The sequence below is a fragment of the Xenorhabdus bakwenae genome, assembly GCF_030272115.1.
Classification (GTDB): domain Bacteria; phylum Pseudomonadota; class Gammaproteobacteria; order Enterobacterales; family Enterobacteriaceae; genus Xenorhabdus; species Xenorhabdus bakwenae.
The window spans coordinates 3957572-3969291 of sequence record NZ_CP119194.1 but is presented as its reverse complement, the minus strand read 5'-3'; the positions used below and the strand labels follow the sequence as shown (position 1 = coordinate 3969291).

11 protein-coding genes are annotated in these 11720 nt (G+C 43.6%); 8 read left to right on the top strand and 3 right to left on the bottom strand.

Annotation, left to right across the window (positions count from 1 at the left end; all coding sequences use genetic code 11):
* Window positions 1-78 precede the first annotated feature (78 nt).
* From clpP to bolA, 3 genes are all read right to left on the bottom strand, one after another.
* A complete protein-coding gene (gene clpP, locus PXH59_RS19615) occupies window positions 79-702 on the bottom strand; it encodes an ATP-dependent Clp endopeptidase proteolytic subunit ClpP (protein WP_047766819.1) in 624 nt (207 codons plus the stop codon).
* Between the two features lie 271 nt (window positions 703-973).
* Window positions 974-2278, bottom strand: a complete 1305-nt coding sequence (gene tig, locus PXH59_RS19610; RefSeq protein WP_047766821.1) for a trigger factor — start codon at window positions 2276-2278, stop codon at window positions 974-976.
* Window positions 2279-2669: 391 nt separating this feature from the next.
* A complete protein-coding gene (gene bolA / locus PXH59_RS19605) occupies window positions 2670-2993 on the bottom strand; it encodes a transcriptional regulator BolA (protein ID WP_285809832.1) in 324 nt (107 codons plus the stop codon).
* Window positions 2994-3242: 249 nt separating this feature from the next.
* Between bolA and PXH59_RS19600 the strand changes: the two genes are divergently transcribed.
* The 8 genes from PXH59_RS19600 to cyoE all read left to right on the top strand — a co-directional run bounded on the left by PXH59_RS19600 (window position 3243) and on the right by cyoE (window position 11589).
* Window positions 3243-3821 carry a lipoprotein gene (locus PXH59_RS19600; RefSeq protein WP_285809831.1) on the top strand — a complete coding sequence of 193 codons (579 nt, stop codon included), beginning with the start codon at window positions 3243-3245 and terminating at the stop codon, window positions 3819-3821.
* A 71-nt stretch (window positions 3822-3892) separates the two neighbouring features.
* Window positions 3893-5422, top strand: coding sequence for a muropeptide MFS transporter AmpG (gene ampG, locus PXH59_RS19595; protein ID WP_285809830.1), 1530 nt, complete (start codon window positions 3893-3895; stop codon window positions 5420-5422).
* A 256-nt stretch (window positions 5423-5678) separates the two neighbouring features.
* Window positions 5679-6446, top strand: coding sequence for a nucleoside-specific channel-forming Tsx family protein (locus PXH59_RS19590; protein ID WP_285809829.1), 768 nt, complete (start codon window positions 5679-5681; stop codon window positions 6444-6446).
* A 350-nt stretch (window positions 6447-6796) separates the two neighbouring features.
* Window positions 6797-7762 (top strand): cytochrome o ubiquinol oxidase subunit II, encoded by a 966-nt coding sequence (gene cyoA, locus PXH59_RS19585; RefSeq protein ID WP_047766830.1) that lies wholly within the window; start codon window positions 6797-6799, stop codon window positions 7760-7762.
* 4 nt (window positions 7763-7766) lie between these two features.
* Window positions 7767-9749: a cytochrome o ubiquinol oxidase subunit I gene (gene cyoB, locus PXH59_RS19580; protein WP_047766832.1), complete on the top strand. Its 1983-nt coding sequence runs from the start codon at window positions 7767-7769 to the stop codon at window positions 9747-9749.
* On the top strand, window positions 9749-10360 hold the full coding sequence (locus tag PXH59_RS19575) for a cytochrome o ubiquinol oxidase subunit III (protein ID WP_047766834.1): 612 nt from the start codon (window positions 9749-9751) through the stop codon (window positions 10358-10360). The genes cyoB and PXH59_RS19575 overlap by 1 nt, the downstream gene beginning before the upstream one ends.
* Window positions 10360-10692 (top strand): cytochrome o ubiquinol oxidase subunit IV, encoded by a 333-nt coding sequence (locus tag PXH59_RS19570; protein WP_285809825.1) that lies wholly within the window; start codon window positions 10360-10362, stop codon window positions 10690-10692. Before PXH59_RS19575 ends, PXH59_RS19570 begins: the two co-directional genes overlap by 1 nt.
* A gap of 12 nt (window positions 10693-10704) precedes the next feature.
* Window positions 10705-11589, top strand: a complete 885-nt coding sequence (gene cyoE / locus PXH59_RS19565; protein WP_285809823.1) for a heme o synthase — start codon at window positions 10705-10707, stop codon at window positions 11587-11589.
* Window positions 11590-11720 lie beyond the last annotated feature (131 nt).

The window sequence follows — 11720 nt, the reverse complement described above, 5'->3', positions numbered from 1 at the left end:
TACTCCGGCTAGTTTGGCGTCAACATCAAGAAACGCTTATAGAAAAGGCTAGCATCGGAGTAATAAATTAATTAATAATTAGCTGCGCTGGGTGAATATACTATCAACCAACCCGTATTCTACGGACTCTTCGGCTGACAAGAAACGATCGCGTTCTGTATCCTTAACGATCTTCTCAAGTGGCTGTCCGGTATGTTTCGCCATCAATTCGTTCATCCGCGCTTTCACCTTGATGATTTCCTGCGCATGGATCTCAATATCAGTCGCCTGTCCCTGGAAACCACCTAATGGCTGGTGAATCATAACTCTGGAATTTGGCAGACAGAAACGCTTCCCTTCTGCTCCAGCGGTCAGCAGGAATGCTCCCATTGAACAGGCCTGCCCCATACAAATAGTACTCACATCGGGTTTGATAAACTGCATCGTGTCATAAATAGACATGCCTGCCGTAATAACCCCACCTGGTGAATTAATATATAAATGAATATCTTTTTCTGGATTTTCTGCTTCCAAGAATAGCATTTGGGCAACGATCAAGTTCGCCATATGATCTTCAACAGGCCCAGTCAGAAAAATAATACGATCCTTTAATAAGCGGGAGAAGATATCAAATGCACGCTCGCCACGTGCTGTTTGTTCAACCACCATCGGCACCAAAGACATGTTAGGTGCATATTGATCTTGCTTGCCACTGTATGACATTTCCGTCTCCTAATAGAACTCACGCGGGTGCCATTCATAACTGATTCTACTTGAGATAAGCGATGATGACCATGATCCAAAGTTACCTAACAAGGGGCTTTTCCCCTTCTAAAAAGTAGTAAGCTCTTACATAATAGTAAGAAAGGATATGAGGTTAAATCTGTTTTTTTCAAGAACAATAAAAAAACCCGCAAGCATAGCCTGCGGGTTTACTTCGATTCACTTCATTGAGAGTGAGGTTTCATCATCTCAGGCATTCAATAAATGAAACTTATGCCAATTGATTTTGATTCATCAGTTCATTGAAGCCAGCTTCTTTTTCAGAAACTTTCGCTTTGCTCAGAACAAATTCAACAGCCTGCTCTTCCAGAGCAATGTTGCGAATGTTGTTCATCATTTCGTTATTTTTGCTGTAGTATTCTACAACTTCTTTTGGATCTTCATAAGCGGCTGCCATCTCTTCGATCAACGCAGTAACGCGATCTTCTTCGACTTTCAGCTCATTGCTGCTGATAACTTCGCCTAACAGCAAGCCAACAACAACACGGCGTTTAGCCTGCTCTTCGAACAGTTCACGTGGCAGTTCCAGAGCTTGTGTTTCGCTACCGCCAAAACGTTGAGCAGCCTGACGACGCAGTACATCAATTTCACCATCAACAACCGCCGCAGGAACTTCAATGTCGTTAGCCTTAACCAAACCGTCCAGAATCTGAGTTTTGATGTTGTTACGAACAGCATTTTTCAGTTCACGTTCCATGTTCTTGCGAACTTCGGCACGCAAACCGTCAACAGTACTATCAGCAATACCAAAACGCTTGATGAACTCTTCAGTCAGCTCTGGCAGTTCACGCTGTTCAACTTTTTTCAAGTTGATCACGAACTTTGCAGCTTTACCTTTCAGATTTTCTGCATGGTAATCTTCTGGGAAAGTCACATCGATAGTAAATTCTTCGCCTGCTTTGTGCCCAACGATACCCTCTTCAAAACCTGGGATCATACGGCCCTGGCCCATTGCCAGAACGAAATCAGTTGATTTACCGCCTTCGAATTCTTCACCCTCAACGGAGCCAGTGAAATCAACAGTGACACGATCTTCCGCAGCCGCTGCTTCATCGGTTTCTTTCCAATCTGCCTGCTGTTTACGCAGCGTGTCCAGCATGTTGTCAACGTCTGCATCTTTTACTTCAACAACAGGTTTTTCAACTTCAATTTCTTCTAAACCTTTCAGTTCAATTTCTGGATAAACTTCAAATTCAACTGCGTAAGTGAAGTCTTCACCTTCTTTAAACTGTTCAGGTTTGTAGCTTGGTGCGCCTGCCGGAGTGATTTTCTGCTCAATGATCGCATTGATGAAATTGCGCTGCATCAGATCACCCAGAACATCCTGAAGAACAGAAGCGCCATAACGCTGCTTAACGATCTTCATTGGCACTTTGCCCTTACGAAAGCCATCGATACGGACTTTCTTTGCTACATTAACCAGTTCACTGTCAACTGCTTTTTCGATATCGGCAGCAGGAACGGTGATTGACACACGACGCCCAAGGCCTTGAGTGGTTTCAACAGAAACTTGCATCTTGTTACCTCAAAAAAATCATAGTGCTCGGTCAACTTCAGAATGGCTGCAAGGCTTAAAACAAGCGGATTGCAGTACTCTTTAAGAACCGGGGCGGTCGCATTTAAAAACCGAGTATCCCTGTGATCAGAAGCGTCCCGAAACCATTCTAAAAATTTAGACGCAGCATTATAGCGGCGCAGACAGTATGAGTCGAGAATTGCAGACAAAAGCATGCATGATTCGTTAACTTATGTGATAAGCGTTGCTCAATGGCTACGTCATAATATTGTTTATGATGAGACTGTTATGCAATATGCATATAAAAAAATACAGCCCGAAGGCTGCTAGCTAAAATTAAAGCGAGATGAATAAAATAGAGACAAACAAGCTATGAAATTAACTCGAAAAATCACAAGCTTGATGTCGTCGTACTTCCACCGCGACATGCCGGAGAAGCCAGAACAGTGTCTGCTAGTTCTGCCCACTCCTTTTCCGTATAAGTATGAAGTGCCAAAGCATGTACACCTTCCTCTAATTCTTTAGCCAAGACGCTATATATTGAGCGGTGGCGACTCAACATTCTTTGTTCAACAAATTCATTGCTTATGATAATAATTTTAAAATGGCTTTCAGAGCCCGCTGGCACATTGTGACGATAACTTTCATCGGTCACTTCCAGATGAGAAGGCTGAAATGCCGCCTGTAACTTTGTTTCTATTTTTTGACGAACCATCCCATTCTCCTAAATCACCAAAGGTTATTTATCAACCATATTATTGATTTTAGATTATTTCCCGTGATTTATAACATCGGGGTAATCAAATCTCCTTAACAGAATTTACGTCAGGTATTTCTCACGATATTTCAAACCATGTTTCAATCATCAGGGATATGCCGCTACCCATGGTGATGCTATGATTACAGCGGTTTAAACTATCAGTATTAATATTGAATATCCGAATCTTGAATTGAGAAAACCCACATGCTAAAGAAAATATTTATTCCATTGATTACGCTTTTCTTTTTATCTGGCTGTGCAGACTCAGGCAACACATTAGCCATTCAACCTAAAATTACTCTGCCACCAGCAGATCCAACCATGAAAGCGATTACCGTCAGTATTAGTGGGGTCGACCATCGTCAATCTCAAGCCCTGGCCCAAATTAATCGTAATGCGCGATTAGTTACCTTGGTTCCTTCCCGTGATGTACGCTTCTTACTACAAGAAGCGCTGGAAAAACAAATGGTGGCTCGCGGCTATATGATTGGCTCTCCCGCTAATGCCAATTTGCAGGTCGTAGTCAATCAACTCTACGCCAATGTGAAAGAAGGCAGTCTTCGTCATGATATTTCAGCCAAAGCTGAAATTTCTATCATTGCTTATGCTCAAGACGGTAGTCAACAAATCAAAAACTATCGTACCAGCTACCATGCTCAGGGACCATTGGCAGCAACAAACACAAAACTTGCTGATGCCGTCAATACTGTCTTATCTGATGTGATCGCAGACATGGCTCAGGATGCGTCAATCAGCACTTTTATCAAACAAAACGTCCACTAACAGGATAATAAACAAACTTTCTGCCTAATTCTGACAAAATTAGATTGTATGCGGAAAGTTTTGGGAGGCCCATGACTAACCACCGTTATTTAAACCTATCTGCGTTACGCAACTATCGAACCCTTCTGTTACTGGGCTTTGCCTCAGGTCTGCCTCTTGCGCTCACGGCTGGAACGTTACAAGCATGGATGACTGTCGAAAATGTCGATATCCGAACTATCGGTTTTTTCACTTTGGTTGGTCAAGCCTATGTTTTTAAGTTTCTCTGGGCACCCGCAATGGATCGGTATACCCCGTCCTTTTTAGGACGCCGACGGGGGTGGATGCTCACAACTCAACTTTTATTAATAGTCAGTATTGCCGCAATGGGATTTCTTCAACCTTCCCAACACTTATGGTGGCTTGCTGCATTAGCTGTTGCTGTCGCATTCTTCTCCGCTTCCCAAGATACTATTTTTGACGCCTATAAAACCGACTTATTGTCACAAGAAGAACGCGGATCAGGTGCCGCCGTTTCCGTACTGGGTTATCGGTTGGCTATGCTGGCTTCTGGTGGATTTGCCTTACTGCTTGCCACCTATATCGGCTGGCAAAATATGTATTGGGTTATGGCAGGCCTGATGCTGATTGGTGTTTATGCCACGTTTACCGCCAAAGAACCGGAAATTAATACAGCACCGCCAAAAACATTACGTCAGGCAGTACTCGAACCCTTGTTTGACTTTTTCGGCCGCAACAATGCCTGGATTATCCTGCTGCTGATTGTACTGTACAAACTGACAGATGCTTTTGCTCTCTCACTCAGCACTCCTTTCCTGATTCGGGGTGTTGGTTTCAATCCAGTCGAAGTCGGCATGATCAATAAAACTCTCGGACTCACCGCAACCATTATTGGCGCATTGTACGGTGGTTATTTGATGCATAGGATGAGCCTGTTCCGTGCCCTGATGATCTTTGGCATTCTTCAAACCATTTCAAATTTGGGTTATTGGATACTTGCTGTTACACCTAAAGACATCTATGTAATGGGAGCGGCGATTTTTCTGGAAAATATCTGTGGTGGCATGGGAACAGCCGCTTTTGTTGCCCTGCTAATGACCTTGTGTAACAAATCATTTTCGGCAACACAGTTCGCGTTACTTTCTGCATTATCAGCAGTTGGCCGCGTTTATGTTGGCCCTGTAGCGGGATGGTTTGCCGAAGCCTATGGCTGGTCAACGTTCTACTTATTTTCTGTTGTTATCGGGTTACCGGGGCTTGTGTTGTTGTTCGCTTGTCGTAAGACACTGGCTTATTCTGAGAAAAATGATAGTTTTATTCCCCGAACACTATTCAAGAATACTTATAAATTTACTTTTATTATCATGGCATTATCTGCTCTGATATTTGTAACTTGGTTAATTATCAGCAGCATACTGTTTATCATCATTCATTTAGTGTCTCTGATATACACTATATCGCCGGAATATATTCTATATCTGCATAAAATCAGTGAGTGGATATCCCCACTGTTATCCTGGAGCATAATCATAGGAATTTTAGGCCTTCTTTCAGGAGGAATATTGGATTATTTGGCATTAAAGAAAAGTAAGCTCACCTAATCTACTGTCACCACTTAATACCTTTTTTACATCTACCAGCAACGGCAGATTGACAAAATTCAGCCGGCTGTTGCTGGTTTACATAGTGACAAACTTCACAAGACGAGTAAAAACTCACAATTATGTGGCCTGAACAACATCTTTTTCAGGGTGAAATTATTTATATTTGAACTAACAAATATTATTATTTGGGCGCATATTATTTCGAACTATTCGAAATATCGTTCACCATCTTAAAACCATATAAAGGGAATTTATGAAAAGACGTATTTTGACACTCACCGCAATTGCCGCAACCTTAGTTTCTGCTTCAGCCTGCGCGGAATACCAGTGGGGGTTTGGCAATGTCAGCATGAACTACCTTGACTGGAGCAAACATACTACTCATAAAACCGGACAAACCTCGCATAAGGATGATTTTGCTTATTTAGAACTGGAAGGTGGAGCAGGATTTAGCTGGGGCGAACTCTATGGTTTCACTGATTTAGAAAATCCTTTCAACAGTAAAACAGCCCAACCAGGTGATAACCAACGTTACACTTTCAAGACAACGGGTCGTTTCTATCTAGGCGATACGGGTTTCAACCTTTATGGTCATGTGTATGGAACCTATTCTTTACCAGGTAAAGCGAACGGTGGAAACTTCCATGAAGTTAATACCCTCTATGGATTAGGCTATAATGCTAACATTGCTGGCCTATGGTTCAAACCTTTTGTGGCACTGCACTATGTTGACCAAACTTTCTATTCAGGCAATAACGGTTATGTTGTGGGCTGGGTTGCAGGATACGATTTCAACCTTTGGGAACAAAAATTCAGCGTGACAAACTGGAATGAAATTGAATTGAACCGCAATGAACGCTACGGTAACGGCGGACGCGAGGGTATCAATGGCGCTGTTGCGTTATGGTGGACTCCACATCCTTCTTTTACAACTGGAGTTCAATATCGCTATGCGGATAACAAACTGGGGGAAGATTTCTTGCAGGATGGTATTGTTTATAGTGTGAAATATAACTTCTAATAATTAGTTAAATCGATGAGCAGCTTGGTGTTGCTCATCGAAATCAATAAATCATAGTTATCTCTCCGATAACAAGGCATATTTCCGAATTTTTTCTTTGGTTTTTATCACGGCTTTTCCTTTTAAAATAGAGAGTTATTTGAAATTAATTGTCTATTTTGATTTCTTAATTAAGATAACTAACCGAAATTAACGTTTTGTTAAATTTAGAATCACATGTGATCCCTCTAACATAAAAAGCCTACAAGCCAACCTGCTTCTATTACAATTGTTTACACTCCGGTAACCTTACCGTAGAATGCCCGCACTGATGAAACGACAATAAAGCTTTTGTTATCTGGGGTCGATCAATGAGACTTATGAAATACAAAAAAACTATTGGGTTATCGTCATTACTCGCAGCCACCTTAATGCTAAGTGGTTGTGATATGGTATTGATGAATCCCAAAGGGGCGATCGGCGTCGAACAAAAAACGCTGATACTAACAGCGTTTGGTTTGATGCTGATCGTTGTTATACCGGCTATTGTAATGGCAATTATTTTTGCCTTACGTTACCGGGAAGCCAATAAATCTGCAACTTATCGTCCAAACTGGGCACACTCAAATAAAATTGAGCTTGTCGTTTGGACTGTGCCTATCCTGATTATCATCACTCTGGCGACGATTACATGGAAAACAACACATGAACTCGATCCCTATAAGCCATTGGACAGTGATGTCAAACCGGTGACGATTGAAGTTATTTCCCTTGACTGGAAATGGCTGTTCATCTACCCAGATCAGGGTATCGCAACTGTAAACGAAATCGTATTCCCTAAAGATGTTCCAGTTAACTTCAAAATCACCTCAGACTCTGTGATGAACTCTTTCTTCATCCCACAGTTAGGTGGGCAGATTTATGCAATGGCGGGCATGCAGACAAAATTGCACCTGATTGCTAACTCAGCGGGTAAATACGATGGATTCTCAGCAAGTTACAGTGGTCATGGCTTCTCAGGCATGAAATTCACTGCAACCGCGACTGATGATCGTGCAGGTTTTGAAGAGTGGGTACAGAAAGTGAAAGCATCACCGAAAACCCTGGATACCGTACAAGCGTTCAATGAGTTGGCTAAACCTAGCCAAAACAATCCCGTTGAATACTTCTCAAGCGTGAAACCAAAACTGTTCCAAGAGACTATCGCCAAATTCATGGGTGACATGGGTCATGGTGGCATGCATGGTATGGCTGCTCACGGCAAAACAGAACATGGTGAAGCTGCGGGTCATAATATGAATATGAGTCAGCCGGCTCATTCAGGTGTTGAGGAATAAAAGCATGTGGGGAAAATTAACACTGGATGCGGTCCCATTACATGAACCCATTATTGTGGTGACATTACTTGGGATCTTGCTTGGGGGACTGGCAGTTGTTGGTTCCTTGACTTATTTCCGTAAATGGAAATGGCTTTGGAGTGAATGGTTAACCAGCGTTGACCATAAAAAAATTGGTGTCATGTACATCGTCGTTGCCATGGTGATGATGCTCCGTGGTTTCGCTGACGCCATCATGATGCGTGGACAGCAAGCCTTAGCTTCCGCTGGTGAAGCCGGTTTCCTGCCCCCGCACCATTATGATCAGATCTTCACCGCTCACGGCGTTATCATGATCTTCTTTATGGCGATGCCTTTCGTTGTCGGTCTGATGAACATTGTTGTTCCTCTGCAAATCGGCGCACGCGACGTTGCATTCCCATTCTTGAACTCTTTGAGCTTCTGGTTATTTGTTGTCGGTGTCGTATTGATCAACCTCTCTCTGGGAGTCGGCGAGTTTGCACAAACCGGTTGGTTGGCATACCCGCCTCTATCTGGTCTGGAGTACAACCCGGGAGTCGGTGTTGATTACTGGATATGGAGCCTTCAGCTCTCTGGTGTCGGTACATTGCTGACCGGTGTCAACTTCTTTGTGACCATCCTGCGTATGCGTGCACCAGGTATGTCCATGATGAAAATGCCCGTCTTCACTTGGGCTTCACTGTGCACCAACATCTTGATTATTGCTGCGTTCCCAATCCTGACAGTCACCATCGCGTTGCTAACCCTGGATCGTTATCTGGGCACCCATTTCTTTACCAACGATATGGGCGGCAACATGATGATGTACATCAACCTGATCTGGGCTTGGGGCCATCCTGAAGTTTACATACTGGTTCTACCTGTCTTCGGTATTTTCTCCGAAGTCACTGCAACCTTCTCGAAAAAACGCCTGTTTGGTTATACCTCACTGGTGTGGGCAACAATCGTTATTACCATCCTGTCGTTCATCGTATGGTTGCACCACTTCTTTACCATGGGTTCCGGCGCGAACGTTAACGCCTTCTTTGGTATCGCCACAATGATTATCTCCATCCCAACCGGGGTTAAGATCTTCAACTGGCTGTTCACTATGTACCGTGGTCGTATTGAATTCAAAACCCCAATGCTGTGGACTGTTGGCTTCCTGGTCACCTTCTCTATTGGTGGTATGACAGGTGTTCTGCTGGCCGTACCTGGTGCAAACTTCGTACTGCATAACAGCCTGTTCCTAATCGCTCACTTCCATAACGTTATCATCGGTGGTGTGGTATTCGGCTGCTTCGCCGGTACAACTTACTGGTTCCCGAAAGCATTTGGTTTCACGCTGAATGAAAAATGGGGTGTCCGTGCATTCTGGTTCTGGATCACGGGTTTCTTCGTTGCCTTTATGCCTCTGTATGCACTGGGCTTCATGGGCATGACCCGTCGCCTGAGCCAAGATATCAACCCAGAATTCCATCCTTTGCTGGTGGTTGCAGCAGGCGGTGTTGTTCTTATCGCTCTTGGTATTCTGTGTCAGGTTATCCAGTTCTACGTCAGTATCCGTGACCGTGAGCAGAACCGTGATCTGACCGGTGATCCATGGGGTGCTCGTACCCTGGAATGGTCAACTTCATCTCCGCCGCCGTTCTATAACTTTGCGGAAGTTCCACACATCCAGACTCGTGATGCGTGGTGGGATATGAAAGAAAAAGGAACTGAATATAAGCGTCCTGCTAAATATGAAGAAATTCATATGCCTAAAAATACCGGTGCAGGTGTGATCATCAGTGCTTTCTGTCTGACCTTAGGCTTTGCTTTGATCTGGCATATCTGGTGGATGGCTATTGCAAGTTTCGCGGGCATCATCATCAGTTGCATCGTGAAAAGCTTTGACGAAGACGTTGATTATTACGTTCCTGTAGCTGAAATCGAAAAAGTTGAAAATCAGCGTTATGAAGATCTGAGAAAGGCAGGTGTGAAATAATGTCGACTCAAACCCTTAACAACACAGCCGCCCATGATACTCATGGGCACCACGATACAGGAGCCAACAAAATATTTGGCTTCTGGGTCTACCTGATGAGTGACTTGATTCTGTTTGCAAGTCTGTTCGCTACCTATGCCGTGTTAGTTAACGGCACTGCGGGTGGCCCATCTGGTAAAGATATTTTTGAACTGCCATTTGTACTGGTAGAAACCTTCTTGCTGCTATTTAGTAGTATCACTTATGGTTTCGCCATGCTGGGCGTGAACAAAGGTAAAGCGGGTCAGGCTAATTTGTGGCTATTCATTACCTTCCTGTTTGGCCTTGGCTTCGTTTCAATGGAAGTTTATGAATTCCATAAACTGATCACAGAAGGCTTTGGCCCTGATCGTAGTGCGTTCCTGTCTGCCTTCTTCGCACTGGTTGCCACTCACGGTCTGCACGTGACCATCGGTCTGATTTGGATCGTTATCATGATGGTTCAAGTTTCACGCCGCGGCCTGACTGATGTGAACCGTGTGCGTCTGAACTGCCTGAGTCTGTTCTGGCACTTCCTTGACGTTGTCTGGATTTGTGTATTCACTGTCGTTTATCTGATGGGAGCTATGTAATGAGTCATCCAAATACTTCTCATTCCGGCGCAAGCCTCGGTAGCTTCAAAACCTATCTAATGGGTTTTGTTCTGTCAGTCATACTGACCGTGATCCCATTCTGGATGGTAATGGATGGCACTACTTCACACAGCACAATTCTGGTGACAGTAGTCGCTATGGCTGTTATTCAGATTTTTGTTCATTTCATCTGCTTCCTGCACATGAATACATCATCTGAAGAGCGTTGGAACCTCGTTGCCTTAATATTCACATTACTGGTCATCGCTATCGTTGTTGTTGGCTCCCTGTGGATTATGTACAACCTGAACATCAATATGATGGTTGATTAAGGGTTGATTTGAATGATTAAGCAATACCTGCAAGTGACCAAACCAGGAATTATTTTCGGAAATCTAATTTCTGCGATTGGTGGTTTTCTACTCGCTTCCAAGGGCGTAATAGATTACCCCTTGTTCTTTGCAACGATGGTCGGGGTATCGCTGGTGGTAGCATCAGGTTGTGTATTCAACAACTATATCGACCGCGATATTGACCGTATCATGGAAAGAACGAAAGAAAGAGTCCTTGTGAAAGGGCTTATCGATCCGAAAATCAGCCTGATTTACGCCTCAGTGTTAGGTATTGTTGGCATAGTGCTGCTTTATGTAGCAACCAATGTCTTAGCAATGCAGTTAGCTCTCATCGGGTTTATCGTTTATGTTGGGATTTATAGCCTCTACATGAAGAGAAAATCTGTTTATGGCACGCTGGTTGGTAGCTTGTCAGGCGCAGCACCTCCCGTGATTGGTTACTGTGCAGTAACAGGGCATTTTGATACAGGCGCGTTGATCTTATTGCTGATCTTCAGCCTGTGGCAAATGCCCCACTCTTATGCCATTGCTATTTTTCGGTTCAAAGATTATCAGGCGGCCAACATTCCAGTATTACCCGTGATTAAAGGGATTTCCGTCGCGAAAAACCACATCACGCTGTATATTCTGGCCTTTATGGTTGCCACTTTGATGCTGACCATCAGTGGTTATGCGGGTTATAAATACCTTATCGTCGCTGCCGCAGTGAGCATCTGGTGGTTGGGTATGGCATTATCAGGGTATAAAACCTCTAATGACCGTATTTGGGCCCGTAAGTTATTTCTGTTTTCTATCGTCGCTATCATGTCATTAAGCGTCATGATGTCTGTAGATTCAACAGCATCTCCAGAAAACCTACTGACTTACGTCTGGTAATATTTAAGATGGCAGGGTAAGCCCTGCCATCTTTTTCCTTTCTTTTATCTCTATTCAATGACAACTTATTCGGTGACAAACGCTTTTTTTTTCGTTTGCTCTCACCTAATTGAAATGTCATACCAGATTTT

Excerpts from the sequence above, each read along its gene's own strand:
- ampG (WP_285809830.1), top strand. The coding sequence starts at position 3,893 with ATGACTAACCACCGTTATTTAAACCTATCTGCGTTACGCAACTATCGA.
- PXH59_RS19600 (WP_285809831.1), top strand. The coding sequence starts at position 3,243 with ATGCTAAAGAAAATATTTATTCCATTGATTACGCTTTTCTTTTTATCT.
- cyoA (WP_047766830.1), top strand. The coding sequence starts at position 6,797 with ATGAGACTTATGAAATACAAAAAAACTATTGGGTTATCGTCATTACTC.
- PXH59_RS19570 (WP_285809825.1), top strand. The coding sequence starts at position 10,360 with ATGAGTCATCCAAATACTTCTCATTCCGGCGCAAGCCTCGGTAGCTTC.
- clpP (WP_047766819.1), bottom strand. The coding sequence starts at position 702 with ATGTCATACAGTGGCAAGCAAGATCAATATGCACCTAACATGTCTTTG.
- cyoE (WP_285809823.1), top strand. The coding sequence starts at position 10,705 with ATGATTAAGCAATACCTGCAAGTGACCAAACCAGGAATTATTTTCGGA.
- PXH59_RS19575 (WP_047766834.1), top strand. The coding sequence starts at position 9,749 with ATGTCGACTCAAACCCTTAACAACACAGCCGCCCATGATACTCATGGG.
- tig (WP_047766821.1), bottom strand. The coding sequence starts at position 2,278 with ATGCAAGTTTCTGTTGAAACCACTCAAGGCCTTGGGCGTCGTGTGTCA.
- cyoB (WP_047766832.1), top strand. The coding sequence starts at position 7,767 with ATGTGGGGAAAATTAACACTGGATGCGGTCCCATTACATGAACCCATT.
- bolA (WP_285809832.1), bottom strand. The coding sequence starts at position 2,993 with ATGGTTCGTCAAAAAATAGAAACAAAGTTACAGGCGGCATTTCAGCCT.
- PXH59_RS19590 (WP_285809829.1), top strand. The coding sequence starts at position 5,679 with ATGAAAAGACGTATTTTGACACTCACCGCAATTGCCGCAACCTTAGTT.